This is a genomic window from Vibrio sp. F13 (genome assembly GCF_020806305.2).
Lineage (GTDB): Bacteria > Pseudomonadota > Gammaproteobacteria > Enterobacterales > Vibrionaceae > Vibrio > Vibrio crassostreae_C.
Map to the genome: position 1 here is coordinate 898,151 of NZ_CP170175.1, position 19,345 is coordinate 917,495.

Genomic DNA, 19,345 nt, shown 5'->3' on the forward strand with positions numbered 1-19,345 from the left:
AGTAATCCCAAGACTGTGGTTTACTTGCTAGGCTCTTTGCTTTTGGACAGTAAAGCAAATCTTGTCGCGGCACCAACCGGGCTGTTAGTACCGCTATGTTCCCCTCGCTAATTAGCTAGCAAGCTATTTAGCAAAAAGCTATTTAGCGAAGAAGCTCACTCGGCTAATAATCTAATAGACTAAGCAACCAAGCGAATCAGCTTAGAAGCCGTAAGAAGCACCGAATACGAATGCGTTGTTCTGCTTAGAATCGCCGTTTGCGAAATCTACACCGTTAGCTTGGCTACGGAACTCAAAGTAAGGTTGAACGCCTTGACGAGTCCATGTTGCACGTAACTCGTGGTCCATCGCTTCAGCATCAATCATGTATACGTTGTTGTAGCTAAGCGCTAGGTCAGCATTCACTGTGTAAGCAATGCGGTTATCCATGCGGTAGTCTGTGTCAGCATTAGCTGAAGTATCATCGATGTGTGCACGAGTACGGTTACTAATAGAGATGCCGTTGTCGAAGTTGTAACCGATCTTAACTAGTGGACGGAACTGAATGCTTTCGCCTGCAGAGAATAGGTGTTGGTAACCCGCAGCAACCCATAGGTTGTCAGTGATGTTGAAAGATTGCTCACCACCTACAGTGATGCCTGGAGTAGTATTACCTGCACCGCCATTTTCAGATTCAAGTTTGCCCAGTTGGATACCATCAAACTCAGAATAAACTGTGAAGCCGCCTAGAGAGTTGTCAAACGTGTGACCAGCTTCTAGCGTAGAAGTCATGTCAGAACCGTGGATACGGCCATCGTCATGAATTTGGATGTTACCCGTTACGTAAGAAGAACCAGCAAAAGCACTAGAAGCGAAAGCAAGAGAAAGAGCACTTAGAGCGATAATTTTTTTCATAGTAAACTGCCTTAGTTTAATTTTTTCAGCGGCACATCTTCGGTACATCATTCACCTTCACCGCTTGAGTAGTTGGTAGCCTCCCTGGCATGAAATCTATGTTGCTCGAATTAATTCGCGTTTAAAAATAAAAGGGACAGCAGAGTGATCCCTCTCACTATCAAAAAAAGACAAGTTATTTAAAACTTTAAAATCAACAACTTAAAAACATAAAAATTGATAAAAAACTTAAGATGGAAAAATATACAGATCGGGATCACGTTATTTCACGAAGAAAAATTAGATCTAGATAGTTGAATCACATCTGATTTAGAGTTTTTTACAGGGAGCTTATTTTTTGAAGAGAATAATGAGAAGCGCGTCACTTTTGGGATTAAAGTCACCTTATGTGCATTGTTGATGATATTACCAAAGGCGATTTCTATATGTTTCAGTTTTGGATATGCACCTAATTCGCAGTAAACAAAAAGAGCTCCCGTTTTATCTTGAATAAGATAAAGGTCAGGAGCTCTTCTACTAATAGTGCTTATCGATTATTTAACTGAGGTCACTCGACTTACTTTCTCACCACTTTCTGAAATAGAGCGGATGTAAGTCTCACCAGAAACTGATGGACGTTGTTGCTCATCGTATGTTAGCCAGTTTTCGCCATCAGCAGAGTATTGCAGCTCTACACCTGGGAATTGAACGTTCATCGCTAGCTTACCGTCAACAACCTTCGCACCTGGAACTGGTAGTCGGTAATCAATACCCGCTTTTTCTAGCTTAGCTAGCTCACGTTGACCAAGAATATTCGCGAAGCGATTAAAGTCGCTGTTCAACGCTTGCTTATTCACTAAGTTAGTTTCTTGAGAGTATTCAACACCAACCTTGTAGTCGTTTTCCCAATCTGCTCGGTGCCATGCGCGCTCTGCTGCTGCCAATACGCGAGGGAACACCATGTATTCATATTGCTCGTCAGTACGTACTGTTTCTGACCAAAGTTGAGCTGACAGACCGTAGAAAGGTTTCGCTTCAACCTCACCTTTACCAGTAAAACCATTGCCATCACGGTCTAATGATGTTTCTGCGTTTTGTGGCATGTTTTCTGGTGCGAAGCCAAACATCTTACGAGTATCGGTTGCACGTGTTGCCCAGTAGTAACCACGCTCAGCTGCATCAACTTCGTATGGCATATCCATGTATACGTAGTCTGGGTTAGAGACAATCACGTCATACCCTTTTGCTGACCAATCGTATACTGATGAAGTTCCGCCCCAGTAAAGAACGTCCCAGAAGTTCACGCGTGTACTTTCGGTCGCAAATGCTTCCTCGCCTTCGCTGTATTTCAGACCATCTTGCCATGCTTGGAAGTGGGGAATACCCTTCTCAGCAACAATCTTAGAAACCTGTTCTGCGAAGTGGCTTGGTAGATGACCGAAATCGCTTACAGTACCATCAGCGATCAATGACTGACATTGTGGTGATTGTTGGAACGGCTTATCTTGCTTAGACAAATCGATGTTGCCTTTCCAAGCCACTTTATCTTCTGCATTAATATCTTGTAAGCCTGCGCCTAACTTGATGTTTTTCGCTTCATCGCCGCCGAAGTGCCAAGTCGTTAGCGGTACGCCCGCTTCTTGGTGCATTGCCGCCACTTCAGAGATTACTTTATCGACGAAGTGAGTTGATGACTCCATACATGGGTTAATGAAGCTTTGCTTATCGTAGAACTGAACCGTGGTTACATTCGATGTATCTTGCGGATCCATCAAGCGGTATTCGTTCGCTTCTGCTTCTTTGCCTTCCGCCATGAGACGAGTGTAACGCGCTTCCATTGATACCACAGCTGAACGAGCGTGTGCTGGCATATCAATTTCAGGGATAACTTCGATGCTGCGCGCTTTAGCGTAGCTTAGGATCTCGACGTAATCCGCTTTACTAAAGAAACCAGAGCCAAAGTTGTCTGTTGTTGGACCAGAACCTAGCTGAGGCAGTAAGCAGCTTTGTTCATCCAAATCAAAACAACGATTAGACCCTACATCCGTTAGCTCTGGTAAACCTGGAATTTCTAAACGCCAACCTTCATCATCCGTTAGGTGAAGGTGCAGTTTATTCATCTTGTATGCCGCCATTTGATCTAGCGTTGCTAGGATGGCATCTTTTGAGTGGAAGTTTCGAGCAACGTCCACCATCACACCACGATAATCAAAGCGCGGCGCATCTTTAATTGACAGTTGTGGTAATGATTCAGCGTTCTGACTATCTATTAGGCCAAAAATAGACTGAACTGCGTAGAAAGCACCCGTTTTATCAAACGCTTTAATTGCAATCCCCTCTTCCGAGATGCTTAGTTCATAAGCGCCAGATTTCGCTAAATCACCCGTAAACTGAGTAGGAACAACAGCGACACTCACAGGTAGGTCGCCACTCACATCTACGTTTACCACATCTGCACGTTCTTCAATTGCTGCGAATTGCTCAGCGTCGAATGCGTCTTTAGGTAGGGCAATACCACCAGCAATGCTAACTGAACCTTCACCGGCTTCTACCGACATTGGCGTTGGTAGTAAAGTAGTTGATACATCTTGCGTTGCTAGATCAGCATTCTTTTCAAAACGCGTCACCGCTGTCGCCATTACGTTATTATCATCAGGCGTACGCTTAAGGTTATTACCCTCTAGACCAGTTACGAACGATGCAACATCTTCTGTATTCAATGATGCAATCATCTTAGGTTCTGCGTTTGGCGCCGTCACGAATGCACCTGGCATAAAGTCAGTTTCAAACAGTTGCCAGTATTCACTCGTTAACGGAAGAACCACTTCTTCACCAGCCGCAAAGCCGTCAAATTTTTCAGTAGGTTCTAGCTTGTGAAGATCACCAGTAACGCGAGTGATCTTAAATTGCTCATTATCAACATCTAAAATAAGACGAATACTGTGGAAGTAGATGCTCCAATCTTTAGAGTCAATCGCTTCACCGTCATTGGTTAGCGTCATGTTCACTTTATTACATGACGCCCATTCAGCACCTAGGTCCTGACAAGCCAAGCCTTCATTCGCACCATGATTAGTTAGAATTTCGTACTGAACATCAAGATTATCAGCCAGTGCATTCACTACTTTTTGTTCTGGTGCTTGCGTTACTGCACAACCTGTTAGGCCAGCCAATACCGCTACAGATAGTAAGTTTCTCTTCAACATCGTATTCACCCATAAATTAAAAATTGAGTAAGAAGCAAAATGGAGCGCTTCGAAAGTTAGATAAACTATATGGGCTTATTTTTTACCGTGAATTAAATCGAGCTAATAAAGTGATCGGCTTCAAATCTCAAAAATATTGATAAATTTAATTTAAATAAAATCATCAAGTTACAAGCAACGGCACTTCCGTCATTTTAATTTTGACGTAAAATTTGAGAAATGAATCACAATCTTTTTTACCGATTTCATAAAATCGTGTCATTGGTAGTCAGAAAGGATTTAGAGTTTCAGCGTATTGTTATACTTTTCGTACAAACAACGTGACATTGTTCTCAAAAAAAACCGTTAAAAAACATCGTCAAAATCGATTTTAACGAGTTTAATACTTCCTTAAGGAGCTCCCTTTGCGTCCACTCTGGTACATGGTTTTATTCGTTCTCGCTTTTTCAGCTAGGCAAGCGGTCGCCGAGCCCCTTTATTGGCAAGCACAAAAGGATGATCTGACACTCACTATCTTAGGTTCAGTGCACGTTGGAGACGAGAGTATGTACCCCCTTCCTTCGGCGATCACCGACGCGCTAAAAAACAGTGATGGCTTAATTATCGAAACGGATATCAGAAAGTCTGATGGCGTTGTATATCCCCGCAACAAACTCACGACTGCCGATGTACTCAATACAGAACAGCTGCAATTATTAACCGACATATCAAAATCATTGGGCATGCCGACGCAACAACTGCTTCGCTCACCGCCTTGGGCAACTTCTCTCTCCATACAAATGCAGCAGTTAAAAAACCTTGGTTATGGCTCCGCCAGCGGCGTTGATGCGACGCTAGCGAACAAAGCGACTACCCAAGATGTTCCGGTTATCAGTTTGGAGCCTCTGCAATTCCAAATAGACCTGATGACAAAACAAAAGGACGACGGTAAAGAGTGGTTAGTCAGTAGCCTTGAAGAATTTGACCAAACTGATCGCGTGGTTCATTGCCTGATTGAAAGCTGGAAAGCGGGTGATTTAGCGAAGCTGGAAGCCTTCTCAGAACTGTCAGAGATGTCGCCTGAACTTGAGAAAGCATTCTTAACCGATCGCAACATAGACTGGGCAAACAAACTATCCTCCAATGATTGGAAGCTTAAGACTAAAGGGAACTACATGATAGTAGTTGGTACCTTGCACCTAATTGGAGAAGGTAACCTTATACAGTTATTAGAAAAGAAAGGCTTCAGTGTCATTCAGCAATCACAAAGCCAATCAGCCCAATGTCAATTTGAGACTAGCTAAAAAAGCTAACGATGCTCAACCTCATTTTGTTTTCGTTATAAAAGCATTTCCTTAATAACAGAATCTTTACATTTAATAGCACCATTGCAGTGCTATTATCTTTCGCTCTTTTTACCTATGGCGTTGTTCTAATGAAACCAGTACTTTTTGCTTTCCCTTTAGCCCTCACGATGCTGATGCCCTCAATAGCCTCAGCCAAAGAAACATGCACCATCGAACAGTTTCAGGCGATAGACATACAACCGGATACCAAAGGCGGTGTATTAGATAAAGAAAGCGGACAGTTTTTGATTACAGAGAAACCACCGATGCGCTGCGCCAATATTACGTTCACAACATCTACAACACGAAACCGTATCGCAAGCCAAATGAACAACAATTTTGAAGCAAACTTTTACGACAACCAAACGGGAAGCTCTCACTCGGTGACGTTTGATGAAGATGAAATAAAGGCAGGTTACATTCGAATAGGCCCGAATAAGCCAGCGGAAGCGTATGTTTGTTTTGTTACCTCGGAAACACCGATAAAAGATATTACGTGCGATGTGAATTGATCATTGAGTTGCTTGAAGAAAAAAACAGGGCTAAGGGAAAGGTCCGTTTTCCGCATAGCCCTATTTTACTGCTTACTCGGTTGCTTACAATATGTCGGCGCTCTCTTCGGAATAACGAGCAATAATTGGATTTTGTAGTGCATTAGGATCGCCCGGCGACCACATTCCACGCTTCATGCCTTTTACAATAAGATGTATTACCGCAGCATCAATCGCTGACATCACAGCGATATTAACGGGTTCATTTTGGCTGTAGCCCATTTCAACTTCTAATAGTTCTTTGTAGTCAACAAACCTGAATGCGCCGAATCCTATCTCATGTGATGAAATGGTTTTTGTCGTAGTCACACTCAACAGAACTTGCCCTGTTCTTACATCAACGGCTCTTAAGTTAACTGTCACTTGATCGGTTCTATACTGCCCTGAGCCACCAATGCCAAGATACTTCGCACCAGCCCCACCTGTAACAATATTAGAGTCATAAGCAACAATACCGCCTTCAATAACGATATTCGCAGAGCTCAACGATGTTAAGTCGGCTCCGTGATTGTTCACTACCTTGTCTTTTTTCTGAGCAGCACGAATGATCTTACGTTCCGTCAACAAGTTCTGGAGCCCTTCACGCTCTAGAGGAACAAACCACTGGGAATCTATCAATGCCGTGGTCAGTAAAGACGTTCCACCCTGTGGTACCGCTGTCGAAAAGTTACTGTTTGGCTGAGGTTTATACTGTCCCGTTTGATCTCTAAAATCATAAACCGAAACAAGTATTTTACCGCGAGGCTGAGGTAATGAGATCAGGTCCGTATAAGTCGATCCTCTCGGCATCAACTTTGGCGTTTCAGAAGTCTCTGGAATTTGCATAGAGTAAGTGCACCCTCCCAACACAAAGGTCAAGAAGACGATAATGATCGATTTCATAACACAATCCTTGTGATTAGAGGTCGGGGTTTAATCCAGAGACACTGATTTCTGTCGATTCCCCAGTCTCTTTATCGACGATTTGAACCAACAAAGTCCCGGAATCATCCACAATATTCAGGAAAAAATCATCAGTTTCCAACTGCCCCGTGTTTCCATTACCCACGTCAGCAAGCAATTGGCTAATTAAACGGGACTCTAAACTAGACGCTAAACGATCTAAGGCTGATTCTTGCTCATCAAAGATATCCCTTGCACTTGGGTCTTCATAATCATTGATAGCATTAGCGTGATTAAAAAGGTGAGAACTGTTTAAAGCGTTTCCGCCAAAACTTGGATTTACGGGCGTATAAACTAATTCGCTTGAGTAAACCGAAGGCGAAACTATCAGCGCAATGAGCGCGGCCTTTCTGAAAAATATCGACATCCTTGGCTCCTTAAAATTCATCATGGTCTAGATCGTAAGTGTCCTGAAAGATCCGTTCCGCTTGCCATCGGATGATGTAATTCCCAACCACTCGTGTTGCATCGGCAGCGCGTTCTTTCGCTTGTCTACGACCAGGGGACAACGCCGTACGGAAGATCGGTTTTCTAGAGTGTTGAACCTCTATGATGCTTCCTGATAACGCCGTTGGCCTTTCTTTTACCGTCAAATTTTCCTTAAGGTCGGGATAACTATCATTGAGCGATTGCGAGAAGAAAAAATAGAAATCCTCTCCCAACCGCGTAATGGTTCTGTCCACAATGATTCCATCGACTTCACTGAAGTCATTGAATTTTTCCTTAAGATTATTTGTCGAGTCCTCAAGTTTTTGTCCATTTTCTAAAGGAGCAGCATTTTCAAGACCATGACTCTTTTCTTCTGCATGAAGAGCAAAGGAAAGCAGAGTTATTGTAAGCAGCTTGATTTTCATATGTGCTCCCATTCAAAGTCTATTTACAAAATGAGAATGTGATTCGTTGAAACTGAATAAAGCGTAATTCATGCTTACAGTGGCATATATAAACTTTCGAATTAATTACTGAAGGGAATTGATTAACTAAGGTTGGTAGGATTCGGTCAAATACTAATTAAATTTCATATGAACAACTAAATATTTTCAACTTTAAGTTTATAGCTGTTCGTAAATTCAAGGCCTAGGATTTCGATAAGACAAAGGTTCACTCATTCCCTACGCAGTTTATTTTCGTAGGGATCATAATCACGAACACTTTAAGGTAAAGATGATGGTAATTGGGAAAGCATCACTTATCAGCTTAACTTGTTTATATTTTTTATCAGGAGGTTTTAATAATGCTATCGCGTCAGATATAGAAGGGGATTTTTTACATAATGTTAATCAAGATATAGTCAATGATTATAATTATTTAGAAAGCTTCTCTTCTGGAGATTTAGATAATTATTCAGAATTAAATATATCTAATGCTACTGATTCAATAGCAATAATAAAGCAACGCAGTCCTGGTATTACCGCGAACAACAGAGCGAAGATAACGCAAAGCGGAAGTTCTAACTCCGCATACATTGGTCAAACAGGGCGCAATAATACCGCCTTAATAGACCAGAATGGTTCAAATAACGATGCCGCAATTGGGCAACTCGGAGTAAATTCTGAAGCGCTTATTTCCCAAGACGGGAATAACAATTTAGCAGTTATCGGACAAGCTAACTTCTCAAGACAGAGTAGTCAGCTGAGCATTGACCAAAAAGGCAATGGCAATACTGCTTATTTGGTTGGTTCTGGAAGAAGTAATTTAGGAATTTCTCAAGACGGCAACGACTTTGCTTTAGTGAAAGCGTCTAGCTCAATGAGAATTCACATCAATCAAGCCAATTAGCGCGCAGTATGGAAAGCTTGATTCACCGTTGCTTCTCGATGAAGTAACAACATAGTCGACATGGAAATGTATAAGGATACAACTTATGAAAGTTACACAAATTGGAATTATAGTCGGTGCTATTCTGGGCTTTAATGCAGCATACGCAGATAATTTACCTGCTCCTTTTCCAGCCTCTGAGCCAGCGTTGGGGACAATAGAAGGAACAACCGATCTTGGCATATCATCGACAGTAGCCGGTATTCAACCTTTAGCGATGGATAATACTGCCGTTTGGCAAATGGGTAGTGGCGATAATGCCAATGTCACCATTAACCAGAACACGTCTGGTGTTACTGATGGGCATGTTGCACTAGTTGACACACATGCTAGCTATAACTCTGACGTAGTGGTTCAACAAGATGGCAATCTCAATGAAGCTCACGTTAAGTTACGCTATGTAAACAACAACGCCTGGGTTGATCAAGATGGTGTTAGTAACCAAGCCCAAATTACAGTTCAACCTTATGGTCGAAGCAATGATTTACGAGTTACACAAGTGGGTAACGAGAACATCTCTGTCGTCAATGCTCTAGGTGGTGCTGACTACAATGAAGCTGATGTGAATGTCTCTGGTAACTCCAATACAACCTATACCGAGTTTAGTAACGCGAGTGTTGATAATAATGATGTAGACATCGATATCAGCGGCGATAATAACTATGTTCAAACGATAGTCAACACCGATGTTGGTGGTGGCGACGATAACTATGTCGATATCGATCTCGTGAGCAGTAGCGATAACCGAGTATTCACGTTACAAACAGGATCTCATTCAGATGCCATTGTTAGCTTAACAAACAGCAGTTCAAACCAATTTATGATTGAACAAACCTCTTATGATACTGCTCTCGTTTCAGGTAATGGCGCAAGTGGTAATGTCGGTATAATTTATCAGAATTAATATGATAAATAGTGCATATATTAAAACGGCGTTGATCGCCGTTTTATTTATTTCTTTCCATTTTAATGGATTTTCTTCTGATTTAAATTCAGTACAGTGCCTGATAAAAAATAAAAGTCTTATTCTGACCATAAATAACAGTGTGGCATCTTCATTAACGTTGAGTACGAACACCAACTCTAATTTCAACCAGAATACGAATAGTGGTATTACAACGTTGATTATTAATATAAATCAGTTTCCTGCCACTGTAAAACTTCACCCAAACAAGGGGATCTGGAAAATTCATAAAGACTGTACAATCAATAAAATAAAACCATAAATCTCGGTAATTCCCTCTTTCTACTTAAGTATTATTTTACCTTCGACAATACTATTAAATTAATTTCATAGATTTGATGAATAATTAGCTTTAAAAATTAGCAAAATAACAATACGTGCTTTAAACTAAAACACCTAAAGTTCAAGTAATGAGTTAAGAAAAGGAGTTCCACATGGCTAAACTGGAGGCTCATAACGCCATTTTACTTGCGGAGAACAATTTACAATCGATACTACTAAAAGAGTCTATAGAACAGAAAGTTAACCTGAACATAAAACTCATATCACCGGAAAGGCTCAGTGCTAAATCCCTAAAAAACGATGACTTAGTTCTGATTATTATTGATTTCCCGACAATGAGTAAGCAATACATTGAGAAATACCAGGAGCTCAGAGATGACGTAGCAAGTGATGTCCATGAAGTGCTACTCAATACACCAGGCGATTTCCCGCACTCTGAAATGCTTAAATGGCAGTATCTTGTCGGCATTTTTTATACGTCGGACACGCTTGAAAAGCTCGTGGCCGGCTTTAACTGCATTTTGCAAGGCGAGATGTGGATGAGTAGAAAGCTCATTTACCAGTACATTAGCTTCTACAGAGAGAGGCAGTGCGCGAAAACCAGTCCTTATTACCTCAAGCTCACCAAACGCGAGCAGCAGATCATTAAGTTACTCGGTGATGGAGCATCTAACACTCAGATAGCAGATACCCTCTATGTCAGTGAGAATACGGTCAAAGCACACCTTCACAACACGTTTAAAAAAATCAAGGTGAAGAATCGCTTACAAGCTTTGATCTGGGTTAAGAACAACGTTGCGACAAATGAGTTTGTCCAATAGACCTAACTCTCTGCCCTCAACCATAAACAGTCAATGCAGTTAGAATGTAGAAATCCCAAATACAAAAAAGCCGTAGCATTTCTGCTACGGCTTTTTCTAATGTGGTCGGTGAAGAGGGATTCGAACCCCCGACCCTCTGGTCCCAAACCAGATGCGCTACCAAGCTGCGCTATTCACCGAGATATCTAACTGGCTCATTGCCTGTCGATGGAGCGTATAATACGGGTTCTGAATTTATCCGCAAGGGCTTTTTCTCATATTTATTGCGATTTTGAATCGTTCGAACAAAAGACATACAACAACGAGCATGATGTGACGAAAAACACACAGTTACCAACAAGTATTTAACTTATGAAACAGGATTGATCCAGATCAGTGAATTGATAATGCTTGTTAATACACTAAGCCATGTCATATAACTTTGAGGTATGCACATGGACTTTTGGCTAGATCTCCTATTTGGTAATGCGGTGGGACTATCTTCAATGATAGTAATCTTCGGGGCTCTGGGTCTCATGATGTTTTATGGAGGCTTCTTCATATACAAAGTTATGACTGAAAAATCTCCTCACTAGAATCGCTCTGCCTAAATCATTTACTTTTAAGTATTCTTTTACTTTATAAGTAAATGTCAAAACGCTTTGCACCGGAGCAGACTTATTGTCTTCTCCGGTTTTTTCATTTTTAAACCTAACCTCAACTTAGGTATACTTACCCTATCCTTCTCCAACTTGAGATACACACTATGTCTCATGATGATGACTTAGATCTATTCCAAGAAATGATGGGCGATGTTAAACGTATCGACCATGACACCGCTGAACACCAGAAAGTACACCGAGTCACCGAATCTCACCTTGCTAAGCGTGAAGCCGCTATGTGGCTGTCTGACGACGAGAAAGACTACTTATCATTAGACTATTCGCCAATGATCAAGCCAGACGATGTTGTTGCTTATAAAAAAGACGGTGTACAAGAAGGCGTATACAAAAAGCTGCGCCTAGGAAAATACCCTATTCAAGCCAAGCTCGACCTTCATAGGAAAACACTGAAAGACGCACGTAACGAAGTGCTTTCATTTTTGCGTCAGTGTTTAAGAATGGATGTTCGTACCGTCATCATTGTTCATGGTAAGGGTGAGCGTTCGAATCCACCTGCAATGATGAAAAGCTACGTGGCAAATTGGCTAACACAAATCAACGACGTTCAATGTGTTCATTCTGCTCAGCAATTTCATGGTGGTACGGGCGCAGTCTACGTAATGCTCAGAAAGAGTAATGAGAAAAAGCTAGAGAACAGAGAGCGCCATCAAAAACGCACCAGTTAATAGGTTGAGATAGATAAATGGACTAGTAACGATTTTGCATCAAGATCGATATTTCGTGCCTAGACTCACACCAAGTGCTAAAATTACCTCAGTTAACGAATTTCAACTCAAAGCAACTATCCAAAGGTTGCTTTTTGTTTATCTACATTTCCGTTGTGAAACGCTAAGAGAATATCATGTCACAAGAATCCCAAGCTAAACGCCTTAATAAATACATCAGTGAAACTGGTTTTTGCTCACGCCGCGAAGCCGATAAACTGATTGATGCAGGCCGAGTTACTATTAACGGTAAGATCCCTGAAATGGGTACTAAAGTCTTGCCAGGTGATGATGTTGAGATCGACAATAAGCCTGTTCGCTCAAAAGAGAAGCCGATTTACATTGCTCTCAATAAACCAACAGGTATCACCTGTACGACTGAGCGTGATATTCCTGGCAACATCGTCGACTTTATTGGCCACCACAAGCGCATTTTCCCGATTGGTCGTCTAGATAAGCCTTCTGATGGCCTTATCTTCCTAACCAATGACGGCGACATCGTAAACAAGATCCTACGTGCAGGTAACAACCACGAGAAAGAATACGTGGTGCGTGTAGATAAGCCGATTACGACGGAATTCTTGAAGCAAATGGGCGCTGGCGTTCACATTCTCGATACAGTCACTTTGCCATGTAAAGTAGAGAAAGAGACTAAGTTCTCATTCCGAATTACGCTAACACAAGGCCTTAACCGCCAAATTCGCCGTATGTGTGAAGCGCTCGGTTATGAAGTATTTAAACTGCGTCGTGTTCGTATTATGAATATCTCACTAGACGGTATTCCTAACGGCAAATGGCGCTACCTGAGCGACGAAGAGATCACTGAAATTTTAGCGATGTGTGAAGGCTCAGTAAGTACGGAAGATGCGTCAAAAATGAACGCGAAAGGTCAACGCATTCGCAAAGCGACTGACGCGAAACTTTTTGATAGCCGTGAAGAGAACCAAGCTTCAACAGCGCGCCGTAATCAAAACGAGAACCGTACACGCACCTACCGCGGTAACAATGCGGATGAATTCCGTCATGCACCTAATTCAAAGCGTGGCCGCAATTCATCGAATGGTGAAAGCGGTGGTAATACCGAGAACTGGAAATCGAACTCTCGTTCAGAGCGTTCTAATTCAGATAGAAATCGTTCGGATCGCAATCGCACAGATCGCGATAATACCGATCGTAGAAGCGGGAAGCCGGCAAATCGCAGCCAAGATTCAAACAGACCGAACAAACCTGCACCAAAGCGTGTTGGTGGTACTTTAGGTCTGAAGAAGTAGTCTGAATCAGTAAGACGAGACTCTCGATATAAAAACGCCCGCTAGATTAGTCTAGCGGGCGTTTTTGTTGGTCATTCGATAGTTTTATCATCATGACGACGACAATCTATAAACATAAATCAGCAAACTGGCCGCGAGTCAGAAATGTTAAGTCTTTTGGGTCTAATTCAATCTCTAGCCCACGCTTACCTGCACTCACACATATCGTTTCAAAATCTGTCGCACTGGAATGAACGAAGGTAGGCAGTGCTTTCTTCTGTCCAAGCGGACTAATGCCACCAACAACATAACCCGTGGTTTTCTGAGCAATCTCAGGATCGGCCATCTCTGCTTTTTTGCCTTTCGCTGCTTTAGCGGCAAGCTTTAGATTTAGCTTCTGGTCGACAGGAATAACGGCAACCGCCAAATCTTTCGCCACACCATTCAAGCAGAACAACAGCGTTTTGAATACACGTTTGGGATCTTGACCAAGCGCTTCAACGGCTTCTAAACCATAGTTCGTATTATTCGCATCATGATGATACTGGTGCACACTATGAGCGATTTTCTTTTTCTTGGCGAGATTGATTGCAGGGGTCATAACAAATCCAAACGATAGATAAACAAAAAGCGACGCCAAGGCGTCGCTTTAGTTAAATTTATCATGGTGCTAGAGTCAATCTAATTTAGCACCTATTGATACAATTACTTGTAAACCATTTGGCCTGAAGGCGCGTACTTGTTCACGTCAACCGGGCTGTTTGCTTCTAGGTACTCTTTCAGTACTTCAGCATCAACAAAACCAGTATTTACGTAACCTGGGTGATCAGACAGTTTAGGGTAACCGTCACCACCAGCAGCGTTAAAGCTTGGTACTGTGAAACGGTAAGTTTCGTCTAGACGAAGCTGTTTGCCACCGATGAATACATTCGATACTTCACCGTTCGCTACTGTCATAGAGATTCCAGCAAACTGAGCGTAAGCACCAGAATCGATTGGTTTAGTCGCTACTACATTTAGGTAATCCAGAACTTCTTTACCCGTCATGTCTGTGTAAGTCAGGATGTTTGCAAAAGGCTGTACCTTCAGTACATCTTTGTAAGTAACATTACCGGCTTCAATTGAGTCACGAACGCCACCAGAGTTCATCACAGCGAAGTCTGCTTTTGCACGCTCCATGTGAGAAGTCGCAATCAAACGACCTAGGTTGGTCTGTTGGAAGCGAACGACGTTACGATCGCCTTCAAGCTTGCCATTTGTCTCTGCGATTTGAACTTCTAGCTGTGCTTGACCTTGCTCTTGGAAAGGACGTAGGAATTCAAGTAGCTCTGGGTCTTGTGCGATTTCATCTTGAATAAGAACACGTTGCTTCTTACCGTCAATCTTAACTTTCTTCTTAAGGTTAACTGGAATCAGGTCGTAGCTCACCATTTCTAGTTCGCCGTTACGGAATTCGTAATCAGCACGACCTACGTACTTGCCCCACTCATGAGCTTGAACGATGTAAGTACCATTCTGTACGTCAGGCTTACACTCATCACCCGGCTTGAAGTTTTTCTTCGCAACGTTAGGGCCTTCCATACATACAGGCTCTTGAGAGTGACCACCAACGATCATGTCTAGATCGCCTTCGTTTAGGTAACGAGCAAGTGCGACGTCACCCGGAGCATTAACACCACGTTGACCGTTCTCGTAGTGACCCATATGAGTCACAGCAAAGATTAGATCAGGTTTTTCTGTTTCTTTAAGTTCAGCGATTAGCTTCTTCGCTTCTTCTTTAGGATCACGGAAGTCGATGCCTGCGATAAATTCAGGGTTACCAATCTTTTGAGTATCTTCAGTTGTTAAACCAATAACCGCAATCTTGATGCCTTGCTTTTCGAACATCTCGTAAGCTTGGAACTTACGTTCACCTGTCGCTTTATCGTAGATGTTTGCAGATAGCATTGGGAAATTAGCCCAGTCAATCTGCTTTTCTAGTACGTCTAAAGAGTTATCAAACTCGTGGTTACCCAATGCCATTGCATCGTAACCAATTTTGTTCATACCTTTAAAATCAGGTTCTGCGTCCTGAAGGTCTGACTCTGGAACACCCGTGTTGATGTCACCGCCAGATAGAAGCAACACGCTACCGCCTTCTGCTTCAACTTCTGAACGAAGTTGGTCAACTAGCGTTTTACGTGCAGACATGCCGTATTCGCCATATTTATTCTGCCAGAAACGACCATGGTTATCGTTTGTGTGAAGAATCGTTAGCTTGTAAGTTTCGTCTTGGTTCCAATCATGAGCTGATTGAGACGCACACCCAGCTAGAGTAGCTAGGATTGCAGCACTTAGTGCTGTCTTTAGAATAAGGCGTTGCTTCATTGTCATACCTTTGAACTTTTTAGGGGAATCCACTGCTTTTTTATCACTCAAACTCAACAAATGTCCGCTAAGGAAACATCGTTAGAATTTAGTAAAACATGAAGTAGTTTAAATTAAGACGGTAAACCTAACAGAGTGATTTCATATTTATGTAGGATAGATCACCTTAATCTCCTATCGAGTGTGTAACAAAGCGGCAAAGTTGCATTTGAGCAAATAAGTGATCACAGGCAAACGTTTTCATAATTTTTTAGATTATTTGTGATTGGCTCAATTCAACATCCCCGAAAAGTGACCTTCGTTAAATTTATTCTATTTATCAAAGCCTTAATTGATACGTTATAACATAGCAACTTGTAAGCTAACTGGTTTGAAAGTATCAACTTAACCGCAACTCGCTTACCGATAGGTACAAAAAAGCCGGCGTTTGCGCCGGCTGTTAATTATTTAATATCGATGTGCTCAAAGCCTTTGATAAGGTCATCAAGTGCTTTCATCTGCTTCAAGAACGGCTCTAGTTTGTCTAGAGGTAGCGCAGATGGGCCATCACAACGAGCTTGGTCTGGGTTTGGGTGAGCTTCAATGAACAGACCCGCAATACCCGTAGCAAGACCCGCTTTAGCAAGTTCAACCGTTTGCTCACGACGACCGCCAGATGCAGCACCTGATGGGTCACGCATTTGTAGAGAGTGCGTCACGTCGAAGATGATTGGGCTACCGTTTGAAGACTTCTTCATTACGCCAAAGCCAAGCATATCCACAACAAGGTTATCGTAACCCATGCAAGCGCCACGCTCACAAAGGATGATGTTGTCATTACCGCACTCAGCGAACTTATCAACGATGTTGCCAACTTGATTCGGGCTCATGAACTGAGGCTTCTTCACGTTGATTACCGCGCCAGTCTTAGCCATTGCTTCAACAAGATCAGTTTGACGAGCTAGGAATGCAGGTAGTTGGATTACATCAACCACATCCGCAACAGGCTGAGCTTGAGCTTCTGTGTGGATATCAGTAATGATCTTCACGCCGAAAGTATCTTTCAGCTCTTGGAAGATTTTAAGACCTTCTTCCATTCCTGGACCACGGTATGAATGAACTGAGCTGCGGTTCGCTTTATCAAAAGACGCCTTAAATACGTAAGGGATGCCTAGCTTTTCGGTTACTTTTACATAGTGCTCACAGATCTGCATAGCAAGATCGCGAGATTCAAGAACGTTCATGCCTGCAAATAGCGTAAATGGCTTGTCGTTTGCAATTGGCATATCGCCAATGTGAACTGTTTTTTGTTCCATCATATTCTCTCTAAGTAATTATTAATTAGTGAACTACCACTGTCTTTTCGTTCATGACGTTCACTTGAGATTTCAGTAACTCAGATGCAGGGTCATCTGGGCATTGGTCGATAAAATATTGATAATCGGTTGCGGCTACTTGGTGACAGTCTAGCTGCTGATAGATAAAACCGCGGTCACGGATTTCATATGGGTCATCAGGTACAAACGTCAAAGCAAGGTCAGTACACTTCAATGCAAGCGTATAACGCTCTTCTCGCAGCAGTGCACTCTTGAGCAGGGCTAACCACTTACCAATAATTGTTGGGTGGTCGGCGACTTCTAGGTGCTCAGGTTTCACCTTAGCTAATGGGCCGTCATGTCCAATTAACCATGCTCGCAGCGTTTGTTCGCCAACATACTCACCGTTATAAGGGTTAATATAGGCTGCAGCTTGCCCGTACCAACTTACTTTAAGTAAGAATTGAGTCGGGAAAGAGACGCCCTCTACAGGAAAGCCTAGCTTGCGACCTAGAAAAAGAAAGATCGCCCCCAGACTCACTGGAATGCCTTTCTTTCTCTCAAGCACTTTATCGATGAACGCGTTTTCCGAAGAGAAATACGCATCTTTATCGCCAGCAAAACCCCATTCATAAAAGAATAGTCGAATAAAAGATTCAAACTTCTGCTGTTCATCGGTTTCATTAACCAAAGCAAACTCGGCGTCTTTTAACAATCTCGCCAGCTCTTGCTCTGCCCAACTGTCTTGAGTTTCTGGGTTAATCGCTTTATTTAAGATCAATGCACCTTCAGCTAACTCTAGCTGGTCAAAGTCTTCATCAAAAAATTCGTACATAGATAGTTAACCGAAAAATGTTGGTGTCTTGGTCATTGCGATTTTGCCTGCCATCGCTAACCAGCCAAGCGCACCAAAGAAAGAGAATACTCTCAGTAGCTTGTTTTTACCTAGCTTAAGCGCAAAGAAACCTAATGCGATGTAAGCCATAACACAAGTTAGTTTTTCGGTTAACCATGGTGCTGCTGGTGTAAATGGAATAAAGCCAGTGATGAAAATCAAACCAATACCCGATAGCAATAGCAACGAGTCATTGATATGAGGGAAACGCTGCAAGAAAGGATGCTTAAGCTTAGGTGAGTTAGCCATCATAAGAGCGAAACGAATCGAGAGAAGTAGCGCACTTATAGCAATCGTTAATAGGTGAAAATGTTTTAGACCTTCGTACATGGTATTCCTTTATATTTTTATATGTGCTTTCGTTAACACGAGCCTCACAATACCCGTTAATGCTCTGTAGTTCTGCATAAAATCTCTGTATTTCTGCGTTAAATGCATTATCGGGTTAAATGTATTGTCGAGTTAAAGGTATCAATTTAGCAAGTTCATCATCCATTGCTCACAAGACGATTAACAATCACTAACTATGAACAGTAACGACCCAATGTCACTCGGTCATTACCACCGTAATCTTTCTCTGTGACAACATCGAGATAACCGAGCGCCTGCATAATCTCACGAACTGCCAAACCTTGGTCATAGCCGTGTTCAAATGCTAACCAACCTTCATTTTCCAAAAAGCCACGTGCGTTTTCAGAAATGTATCGAATATCTGCAAGCCCTTTCTCTTCAGCAACCAGTGCTGTGATCGGCTCAAAACGCACATCGCCTTGAGATAAATGAGGATCATTCTTCTCAATGTATGGCGGGTTAGAAACAATCAGAGAGAACTTCACAGTTTCTTCAGAGCTCAAAGGCTCAAACCAACTGCCGTGCAAAAAAGTCGCATTGGTGATATTGAGACGTTGTGCATTCTCTGTAGCAAGCTGCTGTGCTTCAGGGCGAAGATCAATACCCGTTACCTGTCGATTCGGCATCTCAGACGCCAATGCTAACGCGATAGCACCTGTACCAGTCCCTAAATCGAGAATCGCGCCTTGCTTGCCGTACGTTTTATCCAAAGCTACCTCAACCAAACGCTCGGTATCTGGGCGTGGGATTAATGTAGAAGGGGAAACTTTTAACGGCAGTGACCAAAACTCACGCTCACCGATAATGTAAGCCACAGGCTCACCGGTTAAGCGACGTTTTAGAAGGGCATTGAATTCAGACTCTTGCTCAGAGGTGAGATGCTTCTCAGGCCAAGTCAGTAGGTAAGATCTTGGTTTATCTAAGGCGTGACAAAGCAGTACCGCGGCATCAATAGAGGGTGATGTGTTATCACCCTCTTGAAGCTTTACGATTGCTGCTTTTAAAGCACTTTCAACCGTATATGCTGACTGCATACTGG

At 42.4% G+C, this 19,345-nt stretch carries 19 protein-coding genes and 1 tRNA gene; 8 read left to right on the forward strand and 12 right to left on the reverse strand.

Annotated elements, in window-relative coordinates; all coding sequences use genetic code 11:
• Positions 1 to 201 precede the first annotated feature (201 nt).
• Together LMH68_RS04070 and LMH68_RS04075 are read right to left on the reverse strand one after the other, a co-directional pair.
• Complete coding sequence (locus LMH68_RS04070) at positions 202 to 894, reverse strand: oligogalacturonate-specific porin KdgM family protein (protein WP_017064150.1); 693 nt, start codon at positions 892 to 894, stop codon at positions 202 to 204.
• Between the two features lie 533 nt (positions 895 to 1,427).
• Positions 1,428 to 4,079 (reverse strand): beta-N-acetylhexosaminidase, encoded by a 2,652-nt coding sequence (locus LMH68_RS04075; RefSeq protein WP_017071188.1) that lies wholly within the window; start codon positions 4,077 to 4,079, stop codon positions 1,428 to 1,430.
• A 404-nt stretch (positions 4,080 to 4,483) separates the two neighbouring features.
• On the opposite strand from LMH68_RS04075, the gene LMH68_RS04080 reads away from it, so the two are divergent.
• Positions 4,484 to 5,362 (forward strand): TraB/GumN family protein, encoded by an 879-nt coding sequence (locus LMH68_RS04080; protein WP_029235194.1) that lies wholly within the window; start codon positions 4,484 to 4,486, stop codon positions 5,360 to 5,362.
• Between the two features lie 131 nt (positions 5,363 to 5,493).
• On the forward strand, positions 5,494 to 5,916 hold the full coding sequence (locus tag LMH68_RS04085; protein WP_102321503.1) for a hypothetical protein: 423 nt from the start codon (positions 5,494 to 5,496) through the stop codon (positions 5,914 to 5,916).
• 84 nt (positions 5,917 to 6,000) lie between these two features.
• On the opposite strand, the gene LMH68_RS04090 is transcribed toward LMH68_RS04085, so the two are convergent.
• From LMH68_RS04090 to LMH68_RS04100, 3 genes are read right to left on the reverse strand one after another with little or no spacing between them, the layout of a single operon-like run.
• Positions 6,001 to 6,837: a CsgG/HfaB family protein gene (locus LMH68_RS04090; RefSeq protein WP_102428681.1), complete on the reverse strand. Its 837-nt coding sequence runs from the start codon at positions 6,835 to 6,837 to the stop codon at positions 6,001 to 6,003.
• A 16-nt stretch (positions 6,838 to 6,853) separates the two neighbouring features.
• Entirely contained in the window at positions 6,854 to 7,264 is a 411-nt protein-coding gene (locus tag LMH68_RS04095; protein WP_102333662.1) for a curli assembly protein CsgF, read from the reverse strand.
• Between the two features lie 10 nt (positions 7,265 to 7,274).
• A complete protein-coding gene (locus LMH68_RS04100; RefSeq protein ID WP_017064155.1) occupies positions 7,275 to 7,751 on the reverse strand; it encodes a curli production assembly/transport protein CsgE in 477 nt (158 codons plus the stop codon).
• 313 nt (positions 7,752 to 8,064) lie between these two features.
• On the opposite strand from LMH68_RS04100, the gene LMH68_RS04105 reads away from it, so the two are divergent.
• From LMH68_RS04105 to LMH68_RS04115, 3 genes are all read left to right on the forward strand, one after another.
• Positions 8,065 to 8,676 (forward strand): hypothetical protein, encoded by a 612-nt coding sequence (locus tag LMH68_RS04105; protein WP_017064156.1) that lies wholly within the window; start codon positions 8,065 to 8,067, stop codon positions 8,674 to 8,676.
• Positions 8,677 to 8,761: 85 nt separating this feature from the next.
• Positions 8,762 to 9,619, forward strand: a complete 858-nt coding sequence (locus LMH68_RS04110) for a curlin (RefSeq protein ID WP_102428680.1) — start codon at positions 8,762 to 8,764, stop codon at positions 9,617 to 9,619.
• Positions 9,620 to 10,113: 494 nt separating this feature from the next.
• A complete protein-coding gene (locus LMH68_RS04115; protein ID WP_017064159.1) occupies positions 10,114 to 10,782 on the forward strand; it encodes a LuxR C-terminal-related transcriptional regulator in 669 nt (222 codons plus the stop codon).
• Between the two features lie 102 nt (positions 10,783 to 10,884).
• On the opposite strand, the gene LMH68_RS04120 is transcribed toward LMH68_RS04115, so the two are convergent.
• Positions 10,885 to 10,961, reverse strand: a tRNA-Pro gene (locus tag LMH68_RS04120).
• Positions 10,962 to 11,216: 255 nt separating this feature from the next.
• Here LMH68_RS04120 and LMH68_RS04125 point away from each other — a divergent pair.
• From LMH68_RS04125 to rluF, 3 genes are all read left to right on the forward strand, one after another.
• Positions 11,217 to 11,357 carry a DUF3149 domain-containing protein gene (locus tag LMH68_RS04125; RefSeq protein ID WP_017062321.1) on the forward strand — a complete coding sequence of 47 codons (141 nt, stop codon included), beginning with the start codon at positions 11,217 to 11,219 and terminating at the stop codon, positions 11,355 to 11,357.
• 170 nt (positions 11,358 to 11,527) lie between these two features.
• Positions 11,528 to 12,109 carry a DNA endonuclease SmrA gene (gene smrA / locus LMH68_RS04130; protein ID WP_017062320.1) on the forward strand — a complete coding sequence of 194 codons (582 nt, stop codon included), beginning with the start codon at positions 11,528 to 11,530 and terminating at the stop codon, positions 12,107 to 12,109.
• 176 nt (positions 12,110 to 12,285) lie between these two features.
• Positions 12,286 to 13,419, forward strand: a complete 1,134-nt coding sequence (gene rluF / locus LMH68_RS04135) for a 23S rRNA pseudouridine(2604) synthase RluF (RefSeq protein ID WP_017064161.1) — start codon at positions 12,286 to 12,288, stop codon at positions 13,417 to 13,419.
• A 106-nt stretch (positions 13,420 to 13,525) separates the two neighbouring features.
• Here the strand turns inward: rluF and ybaK are convergent, their stop codons facing one another.
• From ybaK to prmC, 6 genes are all read right to left on the reverse strand, one after another.
• Positions 13,526 to 13,999: a Cys-tRNA(Pro) deacylase gene (gene ybaK / locus LMH68_RS04140; RefSeq protein WP_017062318.1), complete on the reverse strand. Its 474-nt coding sequence runs from the start codon at positions 13,997 to 13,999 to the stop codon at positions 13,526 to 13,528.
• A 104-nt stretch (positions 14,000 to 14,103) separates the two neighbouring features.
• The gene (gene ushA / locus LMH68_RS04145) at positions 14,104 to 15,765 is read right to left on the reverse strand and encodes a bifunctional UDP-sugar hydrolase/5'-nucleotidase UshA (RefSeq protein ID WP_229647678.1); all 1,662 of its coding nucleotides are present in this window, start codon (positions 15,763 to 15,765) and stop codon (positions 14,104 to 14,106) included.
• A gap of 443 nt (positions 15,766 to 16,208) precedes the next feature.
• Positions 16,209 to 17,063 (reverse strand): 3-deoxy-8-phosphooctulonate synthase, encoded by an 855-nt coding sequence (gene kdsA / locus LMH68_RS04150; protein ID WP_017069619.1) that lies wholly within the window; start codon positions 17,061 to 17,063, stop codon positions 16,209 to 16,211.
• Between the two features lie 22 nt (positions 17,064 to 17,085).
• Entirely contained in the window at positions 17,086 to 17,895 is an 810-nt protein-coding gene (locus LMH68_RS04155) for a SirB1 family protein (protein WP_017064164.1), read from the reverse strand.
• A gap of 6 nt (positions 17,896 to 17,901) precedes the next feature.
• On the reverse strand, positions 17,902 to 18,285 hold the full coding sequence (locus LMH68_RS04160; RefSeq protein WP_009848726.1) for a SirB2 family protein: 384 nt from the start codon (positions 18,283 to 18,285) through the stop codon (positions 17,902 to 17,904).
• A gap of 194 nt (positions 18,286 to 18,479) precedes the next feature.
• Positions 18,480 to 19,340: a peptide chain release factor N(5)-glutamine methyltransferase gene (prmC, locus tag LMH68_RS04165; protein WP_065675631.1), complete on the reverse strand. Its 861-nt coding sequence runs from the start codon at positions 19,338 to 19,340 to the stop codon at positions 18,480 to 18,482.
• Positions 19,341 to 19,345: the final 5 nt, after the last annotated feature.

Coding starts and splice junctions, on each gene's coding strand:
- LMH68_RS04070 (WP_017064150.1), bottom strand. CDS start 894: ATGAAAAAAATTATCGCTCTAAGTGCTCTTTCTCTTGCTTTCGCTTCT.
- LMH68_RS04075 (WP_017071188.1), bottom strand. CDS start 4,079: ATGTTGAAGAGAAACTTACTATCTGTAGCGGTATTGGCTGGCCTAACA.
- LMH68_RS04085 (WP_102321503.1), top strand. CDS start 5,494: ATGAAACCAGTACTTTTTGCTTTCCCTTTAGCCCTCACGATGCTGATG.
- LMH68_RS04090 (WP_102428681.1), bottom strand. CDS start 6,837: ATGAAATCGATCATTATCGTCTTCTTGACCTTTGTGTTGGGAGGGTGC.
- LMH68_RS04095 (WP_102333662.1), bottom strand. CDS start 7,264: ATGTCGATATTTTTCAGAAAGGCCGCGCTCATTGCGCTGATAGTTTCG.
- LMH68_RS04100 (WP_017064155.1), bottom strand. CDS start 7,751: ATGAAAATCAAGCTGCTTACAATAACTCTGCTTTCCTTTGCTCTTCAT.
- LMH68_RS04105 (WP_017064156.1), top strand. CDS start 8,065: ATGGTAATTGGGAAAGCATCACTTATCAGCTTAACTTGTTTATATTTT.
- LMH68_RS04110 (WP_102428680.1), top strand. CDS start 8,762: ATGAAAGTTACACAAATTGGAATTATAGTCGGTGCTATTCTGGGCTTT.
- LMH68_RS04115 (WP_017064159.1), top strand. CDS start 10,114: ATGGCTAAACTGGAGGCTCATAACGCCATTTTACTTGCGGAGAACAAT.
- LMH68_RS04125 (WP_017062321.1), top strand. CDS start 11,217: ATGGACTTTTGGCTAGATCTCCTATTTGGTAATGCGGTGGGACTATCT.
- smrA (WP_017062320.1), top strand. CDS start 11,528: ATGTCTCATGATGATGACTTAGATCTATTCCAAGAAATGATGGGCGAT.
- rluF (WP_017064161.1), top strand. CDS start 12,286: ATGTCACAAGAATCCCAAGCTAAACGCCTTAATAAATACATCAGTGAA.
- ybaK (WP_017062318.1), bottom strand. CDS start 13,999: ATGACCCCTGCAATCAATCTCGCCAAGAAAAAGAAAATCGCTCATAGT.
- ushA (WP_229647678.1), bottom strand. CDS start 15,765: ATGAAGCAACGCCTTATTCTAAAGACAGCACTAAGTGCTGCAATCCTA.
- kdsA (WP_017069619.1), bottom strand. CDS start 17,063: ATGATGGAACAAAAAACAGTTCACATTGGCGATATGCCAATTGCAAAC.
- LMH68_RS04155 (WP_017064164.1), bottom strand. CDS start 17,895: ATGTACGAATTTTTTGATGAAGACTTTGACCAGCTAGAGTTAGCTGAA.
- LMH68_RS04160 (WP_009848726.1), bottom strand. CDS start 18,285: ATGTACGAAGGTCTAAAACATTTTCACCTATTAACGATTGCTATAAGT.
- prmC (WP_065675631.1), bottom strand. CDS start 19,340: ATGCAGTCAGCATATACGGTTGAAAGTGCTTTAAAAGCAGCAATCGTA.